This is a genomic window from Herbiconiux aconitum (assembly GCF_024979235.1).
Classification (GTDB): domain Bacteria; phylum Actinomycetota; class Actinomycetes; order Actinomycetales; family Microbacteriaceae; genus Herbiconiux; species Herbiconiux aconitum.
In genome coordinates this window covers 268,859-286,251 of the sequence record NZ_JANLCM010000001.1, presented here as the reverse complement: position 1 = coordinate 286,251, position 17,393 = coordinate 268,859, and the positions used below count along the sequence as shown (strand labels likewise).

At 61.2% G+C, this 17,393-nt stretch carries 15 protein-coding genes; 13 read left to right on the top strand and 2 right to left on the bottom strand.

Annotated features, from left to right (window positions below; translation table 11 throughout):
- The first annotated feature begins 68 nt into the window (after nt 1–68).
- The 12 genes from N1027_RS01275 (at nt 69) to N1027_RS01220 (ending at nt 15,514) form a co-directional block, all read left to right on the top strand.
- Complete coding sequence (locus N1027_RS01275; protein ID WP_259504254.1) at nt 69–902, top strand: glycosyltransferase; 834 nt, start codon at nt 69–71, stop codon at nt 900–902.
- On the top strand, nt 902–1,819 hold the full coding sequence (locus N1027_RS01270; protein ID WP_259504252.1) for a glycosyltransferase family 2 protein: 918 nt from the start codon (nt 902–904) through the stop codon (nt 1,817–1,819). The genes N1027_RS01275 and N1027_RS01270 overlap by 1 nt, the downstream gene beginning before the upstream one ends.
- A 3-nt stretch (nt 1,820–1,822) precedes the next feature.
- Nucleotides 1,823–3,241: a hypothetical protein gene (locus N1027_RS01265; RefSeq protein WP_259504249.1), complete on the top strand. Its 1,419-nt coding sequence runs from the start codon at nt 1,823–1,825 to the stop codon at nt 3,239–3,241.
- Nucleotides 3,242–3,439: 198 nt separating this feature from the next.
- Nucleotides 3,440–4,465: a polysaccharide pyruvyl transferase family protein gene (locus N1027_RS01260; protein ID WP_259504247.1), complete on the top strand. Its 1,026-nt coding sequence runs from the start codon at nt 3,440–3,442 to the stop codon at nt 4,463–4,465.
- On the top strand, nt 4,458–5,696 hold the full coding sequence (locus tag N1027_RS01255; RefSeq protein WP_308199760.1) for a Coenzyme F420 hydrogenase/dehydrogenase, beta subunit C-terminal domain: 1,239 nt from the start codon (nt 4,458–4,460) through the stop codon (nt 5,694–5,696). The genes N1027_RS01260 and N1027_RS01255 overlap by 8 nt, the downstream gene beginning before the upstream one ends.
- Nucleotides 5,697–5,785: 89 nt before the next feature.
- Nucleotides 5,786–6,982, top strand: a complete 1,197-nt coding sequence (locus tag N1027_RS01250) for an MATE family efflux transporter (protein WP_259504245.1) — start codon at nt 5,786–5,788, stop codon at nt 6,980–6,982.
- Nucleotides 6,983–6,984: 2 nt separating this feature from the next.
- On the top strand, nt 6,985–7,653 hold the full coding sequence (locus tag N1027_RS19785; RefSeq protein ID WP_284438687.1) for a CatB-related O-acetyltransferase: 669 nt from the start codon (nt 6,985–6,987) through the stop codon (nt 7,651–7,653).
- A complete protein-coding gene (locus tag N1027_RS01240) occupies nt 7,650–8,222 on the top strand; it encodes a YdcF family protein (protein ID WP_259504242.1) in 573 nt (190 codons plus the stop codon). Before N1027_RS19785 ends, N1027_RS01240 begins: the two co-directional genes overlap by 4 nt.
- Before the next feature lie 13 nt (nt 8,223–8,235).
- A complete protein-coding gene (locus N1027_RS01235) occupies nt 8,236–9,552 on the top strand; it encodes a UDP-glucose dehydrogenase family protein (RefSeq protein WP_259504240.1) in 1,317 nt (438 codons plus the stop codon).
- A gap of 65 nt (nt 9,553–9,617) precedes the next feature.
- Nucleotides 9,618–11,093, top strand: a complete 1,476-nt coding sequence (locus N1027_RS01230) for a malate:quinone oxidoreductase (RefSeq protein WP_259504239.1) — start codon at nt 9,618–9,620, stop codon at nt 11,091–11,093.
- A 316-nt stretch (nt 11,094–11,409) separates the two neighbouring features.
- Nucleotides 11,410–13,254 (top strand): DUF4012 domain-containing protein, encoded by a 1,845-nt coding sequence (locus N1027_RS01225; RefSeq protein WP_259504231.1) that lies wholly within the window; start codon nt 11,410–11,412, stop codon nt 13,252–13,254.
- 73 nt (nt 13,255–13,327) lie between these two features.
- Complete coding sequence (locus N1027_RS01220) at nt 13,328–15,514, top strand: acyltransferase family protein (RefSeq protein ID WP_259504229.1); 2,187 nt, start codon at nt 13,328–13,330, stop codon at nt 15,512–15,514.
- 145 nt (nt 15,515–15,659) lie between these two features.
- Here the strand turns inward: N1027_RS01220 and N1027_RS01215 are convergent, their stop codons facing one another.
- Together N1027_RS01215 and N1027_RS01210 are read right to left on the bottom strand one after the other, a co-directional pair.
- Nucleotides 15,660–16,091 carry a VanZ family protein gene (locus tag N1027_RS01215; RefSeq protein WP_259504227.1) on the bottom strand — a complete coding sequence of 144 codons (432 nt, stop codon included), beginning with the start codon at nt 16,089–16,091 and terminating at the stop codon, nt 15,660–15,662.
- Nucleotides 16,092–16,886: 795 nt separating this feature from the next.
- On the bottom strand, nt 16,887–17,033 hold the full coding sequence (locus tag N1027_RS01210) for a YlcI/YnfO family protein (protein WP_259504224.1): 147 nt from the start codon (nt 17,031–17,033) through the stop codon (nt 16,887–16,889).
- Between the two features lie 71 nt (nt 17,034–17,104).
- Here N1027_RS01210 and N1027_RS01205 point away from each other — a divergent pair, with 71 nt between their 5' ends.
- A complete protein-coding gene (locus N1027_RS01205) occupies nt 17,105–17,251 on the top strand; it encodes a hypothetical protein (RefSeq protein WP_259504223.1) in 147 nt (48 codons plus the stop codon).
- The last annotated feature ends 142 nt before the right edge of the window (nt 17,252–17,393 follow it).

The following is a 17,393-nucleotide window of genomic DNA, read 5'->3' as shown; positions in this document are numbered from 1 at the left end:
TGTACGTTCACTCGACTGCGCCGTCGCTCCCACTGCGATATGTAATCCAGGCATTTCATACCATTCGAGTGCTCGTACGTCTGAGGCCTTCGGTTGTCGTGCTGATGCTTCCACCTGCTGTCGCGGTCTGGGTGGTCGCGCCCCTCGCGGTGATCTTGAAGTTCGCTCTGATCGGCGACCTGCACAGCGGTGTGTTCAATGATCGCCGGTGGGCCTGGGCTGCTCCGTCCACTCTCCGAATCCTGAAAAGGCGCGGCGGAGCGATCGTTACGAACGAGACGCTTGCCCGGATACCGCGGGCTGCGCAGGTGCGCACGCTCGTCATGCACGACTTGATCGACGCATCAGACTTTTCCAAAGCCACTGTTCCCACGGGACCACTGGACGCACTGGTGGGTGAGAAGTACCTACTAGTTCCCGTCACGTATGCCTCGGATGAGCCCATCGCCGAACTCCTGAGAGCGGCCCGCGGGTTGCCGGAGGTGAAGTTCGTACTCACCGGAAGAGCGCCCGAAGAGGTCCGCGCTGCTGCTCCGAAGAACGTCGTGTTCAGTGGGTTCGTGAGCGACGAAGTGTATTCTTGGCTGCTGGTCCAATCCGCCGCGGTGATGGCCTTGACCACTCGGGAGAGCACCATGCAGCGGGCGGGATATGAAGCCCTTGCGGCCGGCAAGCCTCTAGTCACGAGCAATACTGAAGCTCTGCGTGAATACTTCACTAAGGGCGCGGTCTTCGTGGAGCCGACCGTCGATTCACTGGCGTCCGGGATTCTGGACGCGCTGGGCCGCGGTGCCCTGCTAGCTTCGGAGATGAGCGACCTCGCGGTCGACCTCGAAGGGTCGGAACAGCAGTCGTTGATCGAGTTTCGTGGGTGGGTCGATACTTTGATGGGTTCGAACTGATGGCGGAGCCGAAGCGATCGACGAAGGTCGCCATCGTCTGTTACAACTCGAGTGAGCTGGTGGAAGCACTCCTGCAATCGTTGAAGAACGAACCCATCGAGAACATCGTCATCGTGGACAACGCTTCGACCCCGTCTCAGCGAAGCGAGCTTGAACGAGTTGTTGGTGAGCACGAAAACGTGAAAGTCGAGTTCGGTTCCCAGAACCTCGGGTTCGGTGGAGGAGTGAACAAGGCGTTGGCCCTGATCGATCCCGCGGATGACGACGTTGTCTGGGTTTTGAACCCCGACACGTTGGTGTCGCCCGGGTCTACATCGCTGATGGTCGAGGCGCTCTCGACTTTCGACATCGTCTCGCCCACGATCATGATGGGTACGGCCGATGAACCGAAAATCTGGTATCGAGGCGGCACGGTCTCATTGCCGACCGGCACCGTACGACATCTTGGGTTGGGGGCGACCTCAAACCGAACCGAGTCACCGTTCGCCACAGAGTTTGTCACCGGTGCGGCCCCGATGTTCACTGGATCCACATGGCGGAAGACGAGTGGATTTCGATCCGAACTCTTCCTCTATTGGGAAGACGTCGACTGGAGCCTCCGGGCCGGGGGGTTGGGATTGACGCTGGGCGTCGTACCGGCCGCCGTCATCTGGCATCTGGTCGGAGGGTCGGGGGACACGACCGGTGGCAAGAGCGCCACCTACTATTACTACATGCAGCGCAATCGGTTCCTTGTCGTGGCTGACCACGGGTCCCCAACGCTGTCGCTTCTCTTTGGCCGAGGAATGCTAGAAACAGCCCGACTATCTGCGCGGCCGTTGAAAGAAAGCAACGGCAGATTCGTCAAGTTCCGTGCTGGTCTCCGTGGGCTCATCGCCGGCGCACGACGCCGGCGACCTGTCCCATCTGGCGTGTGACGAATGGTTAGCTCACAGAGGTACCGAAGCAGCGGTGGTGCTGGCCTGTCGGCCGGCACCATTCTCCTGTCCGTCACGTCGCTTGGACTCGTCGGATTCTTCATTTGGCTGGCGGCGGGCGACAAGGACGTCGCGTGGGTCATATTCATGGGCTTGGTCGCAATCACGAGCTTCGCCTTCGTGCTGATGGACAAGCCCATCCACCTTGCTGTGCTGCTCTTCACGGCTTCTCTGTTGCAACGGGCTCTTGGCGCCATCTTCGAGAACCCTAATGCTCTCCTATTGGATGACCTCGTTCTGGTGTCCGTCGCACTCTGGGTGGTGAGCCAGTTCCTTCGGAGAAGAAACATCTCGTCACGCACGGTGGTGTTCATCCTCGTCTTTTTCCTGATCATGGCCGTTGCGTTCGTTCAAGCCACCAACACGTCGATCGCGATCTATCAGCTCCGGCAGATCCTCGTGCCGGTGATCCTTGTTCTCTTCGGCATGTGCCTGACGAAGGAACAGGTGCAGAAGCTCACTCCATTCGTGATTTTTCTCGGGGTCATAGGCGCCCTCTACGCGGCGTTCGAACTGTTGGGCGTCTATCCCGTTGACCCAGCTGGCTATTCCGGCTTCCAGTCGACGGGGCCGACCCTGTCGTACGGCCGCGATCTGCCGGGCTTCTACTACTACTACCTGCCGGACGGTGAAGCCCTCATCCGCACCGGCGGGTTGCTGCTGAATCCGCCTTCCTTCGGAATGTACTGTGGTGCGGCCTTCATGTGGGTCTGGCTCGATCCGGGACGCAGATCGATGGCCGCAAACCTCAGCCTCAGCGCCATCCTGCTGTTCGGTGCCATCTCGAGCTTCTCACGAGGTGGATTCGTCATCCTCGCCCTGGCGATACTGCAGCCCTTCCTGACCCGGAAATCTGGTCAACTTGCGTTCATCCTGGTGGCCGCCGTTATCGGTTTCGTTGCTCTACAGGAGTTCTCTGACGATGGCCAGAGCGGACGTCACGTCGACGGGGCGTTCTACGGTTTCCAGTACGCCTTGACGCATCCGATCGGCGGTGGGTTCGGTCGCGTCGGGAACGCGGTCGCCAGCCTGACCGGGGAGTCGACGGATGCCGGCGAAAGTCTGGCAGCCATCTTCTTGGCCGCCGCAGGATGGTTCGGCATCCTCGTTATCGCCTACCTGATTTATCGAGGAGTCAGAGCTGGGCGGACGATGAACGGCGCCGCGCTAACGGCGGCAGTGCTGGTTGCCCTCCTGTCCGAGACAGCGGGCGGACTCGACGCGACTGGAACGCTGTGGATTCTCGCAGGCACCGCGTTGGGCTACGGATCACGGGCGCAGCTACCGGTTGGGGGCGCGGATATTGACGAACCGGACTCCCGGAGTTCTACGCCTATAATCACGACGACCAGACGGCGCTGATGAGACTCCGCACACGAGTTTGCCCGAGGTGAATGAGTACCGGCAGGTGCCCGGATGGTATCGTGGCAGAGCTGTCAGAGGCACCGCTGCCTTGGCATTATTGTGCTGGCAAGTGGAGGGGTAAATTTGGCGCGCGTACTGGTCCTATGGGCCGATAATCATTCGGCGAATCTGGGCGTTCGAGTCTTGGCTCAAGGCATGGCCGAGCTCGCGCGAGCGGCGTGGGGACCCGAGACCGTGGTCGAGTTCCAGAACTTCGGAGCTGGCGACTCGGACATCTCATTCGGCACCCGCACCATTGCTCGTGACTTTGGCCGCCGTAGCGGGCCCATCAAGAGCAAGTTGCGTCAGTATGACGCGATTATCGACTCCGGTGCCGGCGACAGTTTCACCGACATCTACGGCGCGCGACGCCTTCTGACGATGCACTACGTGCACCGTTCAGCGAAGCAAGTCGGGGTGCCGCTCGTGTTCGGTCCGCAGACGATTGGTCCGTTCAACACCCGCTGGGGCCGCACTATCGCCAGACGGTCGCTTCGTGCATCCACCGGCGTGCTGGTGCGCGACAGCATCAGCGAGACCTACACCAAGCGGCTCGGGTTCGTACCGGCAGCGCACGCCACCGATGTGGTCTTCAATCTCGAGGTCCCAGAACGTCGCAAGCGTTTTGAGGTCCTGTTCAATGTTTCCGGTCTCCTCTGGAGCGAGAACTCCCATGTCGACTACGTTCGGTATCAAGCCGCGGTTCGGTCGCTCATCCAAGGTCTACGCGACTCCGGCCGCGAGGTCGCACTGCTTGCCCATGTCCTGGCAAATTCGACCCACGATGACGACACCTCAGTCGTCCGAGAGCTCGCCGCGGAGCTGAACATCCAAGCCTTGGTGCCGGAGGATCTGGACGACGTGCGTTCCATGGTCGCGGACGCTGACCTCGTAATCGGCTCGCGTATGCACGCCTGTTTGAATGCACTGTCTGTGGGAACGCCCGCCATCCCCTTGGCCTACTCTCGCAAGTTTGCCCCGTTGCTTGACGACATCGGATGGAATCACACCATCGACCTCCGTAAATCCGACACGGTCGCTGAAGAAGCCCTGGTGATCGCAGGGCAAGCGGCAGAAGGTCTTCTCGATGCCGATGTCTCATCGCTGCGCACTCGCACTAGCGAGAGGCTGCAGGATGCGGCAGACGCGCTCCGAGTGAGAGTCCCGTCCATAGATGGCTGAGCGCGTGCCGGCCTTGGATCGCTCGGTCGGGCGGGTTCTGGCGAACGACAACTGCTCCGGTTGTGGAGCCTGCGAATTGATTTCGGCACGCATCGGCATGGAACTGTCTCCGGACGGATACCAGAGGCCCCGACTTAGCACTGGGTCCGTGGTTGATCGAGCGTCCGATAGGCGAGAAGCGGCGCTCTTCGACCGAGTCTGCCCTGGCAAGCGGATAATGGCCCCCCGGGTGGAAGGGGCCGAGCACGAGATTTTCGGGCGCTATGTGAGCGTTTGGGAAGGTTACGCCAGAGACGACACAACTCGATTCATGGGTTCAAGTGGCGGCGTGATCACCGCGATGACCGAGTGGATGCTGAAGTCCGAGATTGTCAATCAGATCACGGGAAGTGCGGCAAAACCGACCAGACCGACCACAACGGTGCCCGTGACGATCATGACCCGGGCAGAAGCGTTAGAGTCAGCGGGATCTCGCTATGGACCGGTCGCGAACCTGGCGGGATGGAAAACCGGCGACCCAAGGGTCGGCCTCGTCGGGAAGCCGTGTGAGGTGTCGGCCGCCAGCCAGCTCCAGGATGCGCTGGGAATCGACGCATCCGATCGTCCAGTGCTCCTTTCCTTTTTCTGCGCGGGCACCCCCAGCCAATTCGCCACGGATGCACTCGTTCGTCAGCTGGGAGTCGACCCAGGCGCAGCGGTGTCCATGAAATATCGGGGCGGTGGCTGGCCGGGTACATTCGAGGTGTCCGACGGAGCAACGACCGGCTCCCTGTCGTATGACGAGTCCTGGGGAAAGCATCTCGGACGGCAACTGCAACAACGATGCAAGATCTGCGTGGACGGCACCGGAGCCCATGCCGACATCGCCGTGGGCGACTACTGGATGGCCGATGAGAACGGTTATCCGCTCTTCGAGGAAGGCGCAGGAAACTCGGTGGTGATCGCGCGCACCCAACGGGGACACGAACTGCTGCAACAAGCAGCGCTTGCCGGAGCGATCGCAATCATGCCGTTGGAGTTGGACCGGGTGAGGCCCGTGCAACCGCTGCAAGTCAAGCGCAAACTCACTCTGGTCGGCCGTTTGCTCGGCCGGCGACTGGCGGGGAAGGCCGTTCCAAAGTACGCCGGCTACGGCTTGCTTCGACTCGCTCTGCGCAACCCCGCCAACACGGCTCGAGCCGCATTAGGGACTTTCCGGCGGTCGTTGCGCCGATCCGCGGACAACCGATGAAGCGTGCCTTGAACCTCCTAGTGCGTGCCCTTCGAGCAGAGAGTCCCTCTCTGATCGCGCTGGGAAGAATCTCTGTCTCGTTTTTTGGCTTGATCACGGCCCCGATCGTGGCGAGAGCGATCGGGCCGGATGGGCGCGGCGAAACCGCTGCCGCGATAGGCGTCTTCTTTCTCGTGGGAATCGGGTTGGCTCTCGGCGTTCCGCTCGAGGTGCGGCGTCGGGTGTCCATCGGCACAATGCAGCCGGTCGTGCGAGCCTCGCGCAGGTTGATTGGTTTCATGTTCCTCCCCGCAACGGGAGTCTCCGCGATCTTGTACTTCACCTTGTTCGCAGGGTTCGAGCCACCAGTGCGCCTCGTCGCCGCGATCGGAGTCGTGTTGACTCCGCTGATGTCCAGTTGGCTCACCGACAACAGCGTGCTGCTGGCCAGTGGACGCTATCGCGCGCAGTTGTTGCTGCTGGTCGCTCAGCCCGCGACCTATCTGATCCTTGTCTTGGTGTTCTGGCTCTCGGGAATGGCGAGCACGATGACGGTGCTGATCGCCAACATCGCCGGCAACGCGATCACGTTCCTGATGGGGCAGATACTGGTAAGGGTCTCGATCTTCGGAGAGGCCGACAATTCCTGGCATCTCCTGAAATCTGGAGTCAGGTTCAGCGGCAGTGCCTTGGCGGAGGCGGCGACCAACCGATTGGATCAAGTTCTGGCGCTGCCGCTGCTTGGTGCGTACAACGCCGGTCTCTACTCAGTGGCGGTCACGATCGGTGGAATTCCGATCGCAGTCGGCCAGGCGCTGGGGGCAAGCTACTTTCGTCCAGCGGCTGTAGCCAAAGAGGAGCAACGGCGAGCAATCGTCGGAGAAGGCGCGCGCGCCGGAGCCGCGCTCGCAATTGTCACCTGTGCTGTACTCGCGGCAATCGTTCCATTCGGGGTGCCACTTCTTTTTGGCGCGGAGTTCGCTCCTGCGGTTCCGATCACACTCATCTATCTGATCGGTTCCGTGTTCATGGTGACGGCGTATGTCTACTCGATGCTGCTCGCGGCCCTCGGCCGAGGTGGCGCCATGAGCATCGCCCAGCTAGCCTCGCTCGCGGTGTCGACGATCCTATTGTTCGCGCTGGCACCCTCGCTTGCTGCTCCTGGAGCTGCTCTGGCGTCGACGGCCGGCTACATCACGCTAATCGTGTTCTTGGCGGTCGCGCTCAGGCTGACGTTGATCGAATATCTACCGAAGCCGCGCGACCTAGTCAACGGTCTTCGTTCGCTTCTGAAAGGCAAGGGATGAGAATGCCCGCTCTCGATTCGGCTAAGTTCCCATCGATGCGTCAGTCGGCAATCGGACGTTTCGTCGTCAAGTTCTACAGAAGACTACCGGCGCGACATCGGCTGCTGGCGATAGCGGTCAAGGCGGAAGGTGGTCAGACCACTTCGATTTCGCTCCGTGCTGTGTTGCGGCAGCACTACGGTGTCAGCGCTGGTCCACACAGCTACGGGTCGCTTCTCACCCCAGGGTTCGCCGATCGCGGGACGACGATCGGGCCATACGCGTCGATCGGACCGAATGTTCGCCGAATCGGCGCTGCACATCCGATGCAGGCGCCGAGCCTCCACCCATACTGGTACAACCCCAAGCTCGGCCTGGTGGCCGCCGACAACGATGTTTCGCGTACGCCCTGTGAGATAGGCGCAGACACCTGGATCGGCGCAAACGTGACGATATTGCCAGGATGTCGCCGGATCGGCGTAGGAGCCGTCGTGGGAGCAGGGTCCGTCGTCACCAAAGACGTGGATGATTTCCAGATTGTGGTCGGTAATCCTGCACGATCGATCGGCAGTCGCCTGACTGCCGACGTGCAGAAGGAGTTGATCGCGGGCAAGCCTTGGGAGCTTCCGCCTGCGAAGTACTGGGCGGAGATCTCGCGCCTCTCCGCCCGAAACGGTGAGAACGCTGGATGAAGAACTCGCGGCTCACTCCGAAGCAGCTCCGCCGGGTGATCGTGCAGGTGCTCGCGGGTGTCGTCGCGGCGGCGGCCGCTATCGCTCTGATCGGTCTTCCGTTCTACGTGTTTCCCACTGTCGATCAGCCGGAGCGGGCCGACGCCATCGTCGTGCTTGGGCCGCCGAAGGCAACCCGGATCGCTCTCGCGGAGAAGCTGGTCTCGGAAGGCTACGCCGAAACGATCCTGATCTCGGTGCCACCGACGAGCAGGTTCAGCGCGAGTTCATTGCCGGCCTGCACATATCCGCCGGCAGGCGCCGACGTCACCTGTTTCTTAGCCGATCCCTTCACGACACAGGGCGAGGCCCGGTTCGTGCGGGCTCAAGCCCAAGAGAACGGATGGAACAAGGTCTTGGTCATCACGTCGACGCCTCACGTCTACCGGGCACGGCTGATTTTCGACCGCTGCATCGACGGGGCGTTGTTCGTGGCTGATCCGCGGAATCTGTCACTGGGAGACTGGATCTACCAGTATCTGTACCAAACCGGCGCGATGCTCAAGGCGAGCGTAAACGACGAATGCTGAACAGAGGAGTGCAATGAAGATCTCGGTAATCGGATGCGGCTATCTCGGCGCGGTCCACGCAGCGTCGATGGCGGAACTCGGCCATGAAGTGATCGGAATTGACGTCGACCAGCGCAAGATCGAAGCCCTGGCGGCAGGTAGAGCACCGTTCTTCGAACCAGGTCTGCCGGAGATTCTGCTCTCTGCCAGCGCATCCGGCCGACTGACTTTCTCGACGGAAATGGCGAGTGCGGCGGATGCGCAGGTGCACTTCATCGCTGTCGGGACACCGCAGAGAGTCGGATCGTATAGCGCCGACATGACCTACGTTGACGCTGCCCTCGAGTCTCTTCTCCCGTTCCTCAAAGACGGAGATCTCGTCGTCGGCAAGTCGACGGTTCCGGTCGGAACGGCAGCCAGGCTCGCCGAGCGGGTGCAGGAAGTGGCGCCCGGCGCGAACCTCGCCTGGAACCCCGAGTTCTTGCGTGAAGGTTTCGCCGTGAAGGACACGATCTCTCCTGACCGCTTGGTCTACGGCGTTTCGCCTGAGCCGGAGGCTGCGGCCGCTTCGAAGGCGATTCTCGACGAGGTCTACTCGAAGGCGCTCAGCGAGGAAACCCCTCTCGTCGTGACCGATTACGCGACAGCCGAACTCGTCAAGGTCTCGGCCAATGCCTTCCTGGCCACGAAGATCTCCTTCATCAACGCGATCGCCGAGATCGCCGAGGTGACAGGTGCGAATGTGACCGAGCTCGCCGACGCGATCGGATTTGACGCCCGCATCGGCCGCCGGTTCCTGAACGCGGGCGTCGGGTTTGGTGGTGGCTGCCTCCCGAAGGACATCCGCGCCTTCGGCGCCCGTGCCGAAGAGCTCGGCCGCGGTGAATCGCTGGCCTTCCTCAAAGAGGTCGATGCGATCAACCTCCGTCGTCGTCAGCGCGTCGTGGACCTCGTACTCGAACTTCTTGATGGCCAGGCTTTCGAGAAGCGGGTCGCAGTTCTAGGGCTCGCGTTCAAACCTGACTCGGACGATATCCGCGACTCCCCGGCCCTTGACGTCGCCGTGCAACTCAACGGTCTCGGTGCGATCGTCAGCGCGACCGACCCTGAGGCGATCCCGAACGCCCACGCCAAGCATCCGCAGCTCCATTTCGTCGACGACGTAGCTGACGCGGTCAAAGATGCGGAGGTCGTCGTGCTGCTGACAGAGTGGAAGGAGTACCGTTCGCTCGTTCCGGCTGACATCGAGGGTCTGGTCGCGGGTAGGCGGATCATTGACGGACGCAACGTGCTGGACTCTACATCCTGGCGGGCCGCGGGGTGGGAGTATCGGGCGATGGGCCGTCCGTAAAGAACGGCGCTTATTGCCGAGCGGTGCGGTGCCGACCTTGTATACAAGCAGCGTAAAGTGATCCTGTGAGCAATAAAAGCGTCGACGTCGCCCTGATCGGCGGGGGCATCATGAGTGCCACCCTCGGAACCATGATCAAGCAGCTTCAGCCCGACTGGTCCATCGTGATCTTCGAGCAGCTGAGCGAAGTGGGCCAGGAGAGCTCCAACCCCTGGAACAATGCAGGCACCGGGCACGCAGCGCTCGCCGAGCTGAACTACATGCCCGAGGCGCCCGACGGCACGCTCGAGGCATCGCGGGCCGTGAACATCAACGAGCAGTTCCAGGTGAGCCGACAGTTCTGGTCGTCGCTCGTCGCGCAGGGCGTGCTCCCGCATCCTGGATCGTTCATCAACCCGACCCCCCACATGACGTTCGTGAGGGGCGAAGAGAACGTCGACTACCTTCGGCGGCGCTACGAGCTGCTCAAGACGGAGCCGCTGTTCGAGGGCATCGAGTTCAGCGACGACCCGAAGGTGATCTATCAGTGGGCTCCGCTTCTCGTGCTTCAGCGCGAGAAGGACGAGAAGATTGCAGCCACCCGCGTGAACGCGGGCACCGACGTCGACTTCGGGTCGCTCACCCACCAGCTGATCGACAACCTCGTGCAGAATGGCGCGGTGCTGCGCACCGAGACCGAGGTCAAGAAGCTCAAGAAGCAGAAAAACGGATCTTGGAACATCACGACCCGCGATCGGGTGGGCAACACACCGCACACGATCAACGCGAAGTTCGTCTTCGTGGGCGCGGGCGGGCATGCCCTTCCATTGCTGCAGAAGTCGGGCATTCCCGAGATCAAGGGCTTCGGTGGATTCCCGATCAGTGGTCAATTCTTCCGCACCGACAACCCGGCTGTCGTTGCACAGCACCAAGCCAAGGTTTACGGCAAGGCGTCGGTTGGTGCCCCGCCGATGTCGGTGCCCCACCTCGACACTCGTGTGGTCGACGGTCAATCGTCGCTGCTCTTTGGCCCATACGCCGGCTTTAGCCCGAAGTTCCTGAAGTCGAGTTCGTGGACCGACCTGCCGGCGTCCATCCGCTTCCACAACATCGGCCCGATGCTCGCTGTTGCCCGCGACAACTTCGACCTGATGAAGTACCTGATTGGCGAGCTGCTGGCGAGCAAGAAGAAGAAGTTGGCGGCGCTGCAGGAATTCATGCCAACGGCGAAGGCGGAGGATTGGTACCTCATCACGGCAGGCCAGCGGGTTCAGGTGATGAAAAAGGATGCCAAGCGCGGCGGTGTGCTGCAGTTCGGCACCGAAGTGGTCACGTCGGCCGACGGGTCGATCGCCGGGCTGCTCGGAGCTTCGCCCGGGGCATCTACAGCTGTACCGATCATGGTCGACCTGATTCAGAAGTGCTTCCCGACAGAATATCCGGTGTGGGAGAAGAAGCTGGCGAAGCTTATACCGTCGTTCGGCAAGGAGCTGAACCCGGATAAGAAGGCCAGCGAGAGGACGATCGCAGCAACCGCGAAGGTACTTGAACTCACACGGTGAAGCGCAGTTCTACCGCACCAACAGGTCCCCTCAACGCCTCTTCGCCACGTTTGTAGCGGAGAAGATGATCGGGGAGCCCATGAGCGGGCTGTCCTTTGGTTCGAACGGCGCGCTCCGGTACGGCGACAGCCGCCCTGCATAGCAATGTGACAAGCCGGCCTTATGGTGCAAGGCGGCCCTTGGCCTGATGACCCCGCAGCTGTACGCGTGTCGCCTTGTCGATAGGACGGCGTCACCTTCCACGCCCAACGCCGAGCTTCGAGGCTGCGCGAAGAAGCAAGATAGTTCCCAGGGAGGGGCTCGGTAGGATTGCGTGGTGACCGACGAGATGCCGAGCCGCCGATCCATTAAGGATGATTCCACGAGGGGGGAGAAGCCTCGACAGCGAGCGCGCAGGAGACGCTGGCCGTGGGTCGTTGGTGGCGTCGTCCTTCTGTTGCTCGCGATCGTCGCTGGCGCTGTCTGGGTCGGAACTAAGGCACTGACAGTCAAGGATGAACTCGAGGCCGCACAGCCACTTCTGTCAACGGTGAAACAGAAGGTCCTCGCCGGCGAAGCCTCGAGCGCGCAGGCTGATGCCAATGTCCTTTCGGAACACGCCGCGAAGGCACGCGAGGCTGCCTCCGGCCCAGTATGGTGGCTCGCTGAGCAAGTTCCGGGAGTCGGACCCAACCTGAGCGCCGTCCGCGTGGTTGCGGAGACCGTGTCGGATGTGGTCGATCAGGCAGTGGTTCCTGCTGTAGATCTGGGCGACACTCTCTCACCATCGGTATTCAGGCCGGTGGACGGCGCTGTCGATCTCGCCGCGATCGAGTCGGTGCTGCCCGTGCTCGAGCAATCGAGCATCGTCCTCACGAGCGCCAAGGAGAACGTTGGTGCCATTGACACGTCGACGCTCATCGGCCCGGTGAAGAACGCAGTCGACCAGATCGACAGCATGGTCGGCGAGATAGAGCCGGCGCTAGCCACAGCGAAATCGCTAGCTCCGGTGCTGCCGGGCCTCCTGGGAGCGGACGGGCCGAAGAATTACCTCCTTGTCTTTGAGAACTCCGCCGAGGTGCGGCCCCTCGGCGGAATCGCGGGCGCGCAGATCCTGGTCACCGCCGACCAGGGTAGGGTCACCATCGCGCAGCAGGCATCCGGCCGGGAGTTCGCGTTCGAATCCGAGCAATTCGCTGACAGTCACCTGCCCCGCGAGGCGCGCGATCTGTTCTTGGTTCCATTCGGTGTGCAGAGTCAGAACAACACCCTCACGCCGCGGGTCGACGTTGCAGCCGACCTGACCCGATCCATGTGGCAGAACCAGCGGGGAGTGACGGCAGACACGGTGGTCTTCGTCGACCCAATCGCGCTGTCGTACATACTGGATGCGACCGGTCCGATCACTCTTCCCGACGGATCATTGTTGAATTCTCAGAACTCCACCGACATCCTAATGAATGGCGTCTATCAGATGTATGCCGAGGATGCGGACGCTCAGGACGCTTACTTCGCTGCCGTGGCCGGAACCGCCTTCGGGGCGATCATGAACGGCAAGGTTGACATCCCGAAGTTCATCACTGCCGTACAGAAGGCTGGTGAGGAGCGGAGACTACTCGCCTCGAGCACCGATCAGATAGTCCAAGATCTCGTGGTCGACGCCGGTCTTCAGGGTCGCCTGCCGCAGGAGACCGAGACGTCCCATCAGATCGGCGTATACCTGAGCGACTTCCTGGGTTCGAAGATGGATTACTATCTCCGCACTGCGATCGCCGTCGGTCAGCAGCAATGTACCGACGGTACCCGCAAGGTCCGAGTGCAGGTGACGGCTACGAATATCCTCGATCCAGCCGCGGTCGAGGGGCTCTCCACCTTCATCACGGGGGCAGGGGGAAATGGATTCCGAATCCCTCTTGGCGACCTGCGAGTATTCACCTACGTGTATGCCCCCGAGGGTTCCACGATCGCGAGTATCACGGGCAGCACCAGTCAAGAAGATTCGACCACGGGCACGGATCAGTCGTACCCTGTCGCGCGCGGCGTCATCCAGGCTGCCCCTGGGCAATCGCAAACAGCAACCATTGACATCGACGTAAGCGCCCTTCCGGAGAAACAGGTCGAAACGCTCGTTGGCCCCATGCTGGCCAACCCCGACATGACCGATCTGCAGTTCACCTGTTAGGTCTCCACCTCGGAGGACCGTTAGCAAAGGCGAAACATTGGCGAGCTAGACTGTCGCCACACCTGGGGGGGACATGGCATCAGAACGCAATATTACGAGCCTGGAATCGCGGCGAAGCCGCTCTGGGCCGGCTGCGCCGACGGAAAAGTCTCCTGCAACACATAACATCCGGCGCGATGTGCAGGGGCTCAGGGCATTGGCAGTCGTCGCAGTGATTCTCAATCACATGCTCGGGTGGCCGGCAGGTGGTTTCGTCGGGGTCGATGTCTTCTTTGTGCTGAGCGGCTACTTGATTACCGGGTTGCTGCTTCGTGAACACGACCGGACGAAGACGATCTCCTTCGTAGGTTTCTACAAGCGCCGGGTTAAGCGGATCCTGCCTGCCGCGATACTCGTGTTAGTCGTCACGGTGACTGTGGCGTATTTCCTTACCCCGGGGAGCCGCTTCGTCCGGACGGCAACTGATTCGTTCTGGGCTTTGCTTTTCTCATCGAACTGGAACCTCGCACTTCAGGGAACCGACTATTTTCAGCAGGATCTTCAGCCCAGCCCGGTTCAGCATTACTGGTCTCTAGCGGTTGAAGAACAGTTCTACTTCGTGTGGCCCTGGGTGATGCTGGGGGTTCTCGCTGTCGGAATCAAGATCTTCGCGTGGAGTTCGGGACGACGAAGAGTTGCCGTCGGCACCACCATCGGAGTGCTCTCAGTCGCATCGTTCGTTTACGCCCTATATCTCTCGAAGGCAGACACCAATCTCGCGTACTTCAGCTCCTTCGATCGCGCATGGGAGCTCGGTGTCGGCGCCTTAGTAGCGGTATTCGGCGTGTACTTCACGTCTAAGAGCGTGACGCTGCGCACCGTGATGAGTTGGGTCGGATTCGCCCTGATAGTCGCAGCCTGCTTCGTCGTGGACCCCGCTCAGGGGTTTCCAGCGCCCGCGGCGGCGCTGCCAACACTCGCGACAGCGCTGGTGCTGCTGGCGGGCGAACAGGGGAATCAGCCATACCTTTGGCCCCTGACCAACAGAGCCAGTCGGTACGTAGGAGACATTTCGTACTCTCTCTACCTCTGGCACTTCCCGGTGCTGATCTTGTTGCTGGCGGTAATGCCGGGAGACAACATCTTCTACTACATCGTCGCCTCGGCGATCCTCGTCGCCGTCAGCGTTCTCTCGTACCATTTGGTCGAGGATCCCATCCGCAAATCCACTTGGCTGACTCCGGTCAAGCTGTCGACAAGGGAGCTTCGTCGCCGGAAGAAACGCCGGAGGAACTTCTGGCGGAGGACTACCCCGAGGATTGCCCTGTTCGGTGTCATGGGCGCCGTTGCAATTGCCTTGGTTTACGTCGCCTTCGTTCGCACCAACGACCTGCCGAACACGGCTGCTGCGGAGGTCGGTTTGAATGCGTCACAGGGTGTGGTCGCCGACGAAGGTGTCGGCGACGTCGATGACGCGACTCGATGCCGCGGCGCTGCAGCCATGGACCCCGCGTCAGACTGTTCGGATGTCGACTTGGGGTCAACTCTCACGCCGACAGCCGCGGATGCGCCCGACGATCAGATGAAGGTCGATGGCAAGTCGCTCTGCTGGATTCAAACGACTGGCGATCTGAAGCCATGTCCATATGGCATCCGGAATGCAGATTCGGTTAGGGTGGCGGTCGTCGGCGACAGCCATGCTCAGCATCTCCTACCCGCGGTCTTCGGTGGTGTCACTCAAGGAAATTGGGCGGTCGACGCCTTCACTGGTGATGGCTGTCTGCTCTCCACGAAGCTGACCGACAAGTGCGGCGAGATGATGCCGAAGATCCTTGATCGTGTATCGAGTGGCGAGTACGACATCGTTATCGCGCATTCAGCGCGAACGAAGGGCAACTTCCCGGAAGGTTTTGCGGAAGCCTTTCAGAGAGTTCTGGACTCTGGAACCAAACTTGTAGTCGTGCCCGATGTGCCGGCAGTGTCCGACGAGGCCATGCTTTGTTACCAGCGGGTCGGCTTCGATCCGAAGCAAAACGATTGCGGTACTCCCCTCGACGGGCAGCTCCCCGACCCCTTACTCACGGCGGCCGCCTCGGTCGAAGGTGTGAATCTGGTTGATCTCACCCAGTATTTTTGTCGCGACGGCTTCTGCCCATCTGTCGTGGGCAATGTGCCGGTTTATCGCGATGGCGGCGCCCACCTTACGCAGACCTATGCGAAATCCCTTGCGCCATACCTCGCCGAGGGAATCGATCGGAGTGTTCCTGCGCCCGTTGGGTAATCGGGGGGTTCGGGCGACCCCGCGAGGTGAGCCCCCCACCGACTCTCGGGCGCCGGTTCGCAAAACGGGCACCAGGATTTCCCGATGCGATTCTCGATGAGGACCCAAACGACGCCGTGTGATTCGCATGGCTGCACTGTCGTGATCATCTTGGTTCCTCTTCAACCCAGGAACGACGAAGCCAGGCGATCGCGATAACTGCAGCGATTGCGCCGATTGCTCCGCCCGCGGAATTTGCCAGCACGTCTCGGACGGTCGCATACCGGTACGGCAGGAATTGATACTGGTAGACCTCGATCGAGATCGAAAGGGCTAGGCAAGCCACAATTGTGACCCACCACCAGCGCGGACCGAACAGCAAAGCAATCAGGACGCCGAGTGGCACGAACATTGCGATGTTCGCTGCAAATTCGACGACGTTGTAACTGACGAACTCCGGCAGCCCATGTTGGTGCAAGACGCGAAGGGCACGGAACAACAGCCCGCCTGATCCTGAGTCGACGGGCGTTGGCCAAGCGACCACGACCAATACAGCTATTCCGTACACAATGATTAGCACGGTGGAGACTTGCCGCACTATCGGCGATCTGTACAGGGTGCCTCCCTCTGGCTGAGCTCGATCATATCGAGACCGCGCTTACCCATCTCATCGGCACAGAATGGAGGAATAGGATTTTCACGCGAGGGGCGGAGTATGGGGCGCGCGAAGCGGGCACATTTCAGCGTGTGGGCGAGCTTGATCGCAGCGACGTTGATGTTAGCGTCTTGCGTCCCCGCCACGGGTCCTCCGAAGGCGACAGACTCGTCTACCAGAAGTTACGGGTCAGAAGACAGCGCTACCGCGACACCCGCAGATCAGGACGCAGTGGCGCCTGCACCGGGCGATACTGCGCCATCGACACCGACGACTCCCGACGAATCGGCCTCAGCGTCGACGGTCGATGGGATCAATTGCGACGGATTGGCGGCCTGGTTTGAATCAGACGTGCCCTGGCACGCTGTCACGCCCCCTCCTAAAGTCCGAGCGGTATCCCGTGCGGTGCCGGTCACCTGCATAATTACTGCCACTCCTGGCGTCTCCTGGGTTGCGTTGATCAAGGGGGACACCCAAGCCATCTCTGCTGCGCTTGTCGATGCCGGGTTCGGATTTCTGGACAACGTCAGCTCCTTCGACACTCATGTGAAGGGCGGCTTGGAGGTTTCAGTGATGTTCGATGTATCGACTATCGAGGGCACCGACCCTTCCTTCGTCCAGCTGACTGGGCTGCGTGACCCTGATGAGTACTCGTTGTGGACGATCTCAGCGGGCGCGTCGCAGTAGGCGCTCATCGTGCTGCGAGGGCTGGTCCGCCGCTGGACATAAGGGCGGAAGTCAGTCCGCGTCGATGTAGCGGTGTAGTGCCTCGCGCACGACGTCGGTGAGAGTGCGGCCTTCGCTCTGCGCCTTCGCCAACGCGGCGTCGTAGAGGTCGACAGGGATGCGAAAGCCTTTGACTGGGGTTTTGGGCTGATTGGGCACCATCTAATATTGGCACGAATTAGTTGAGCAAAAGTCTGGTTAGGTGTTGCGTCACCCGATAGAATTGGGCCATGACAGCCACTGAATCAGAGCGGATCGTCGGAGCATCCGACGCCCTCGAAAAGCGAGCTCGTCTTATTGCCGCGGCACGAGGCGAGAACCTGGAATCCATACTCATCACCTACCTACGCGAGTACGTGCGGGGTGAGGCCGCATGAGGGCGCAGCCGACCGTGCGGTTCGTTGCTCGCCTCCGACGGTGCCGCAATTGCGGCATCCGGGTGCGGCGCGAAGACATGGTCTACAACGCTCGCGCCTGTTCTGAGGATTGCGCCGACGAGCTCTGGATACGCTCACGGCA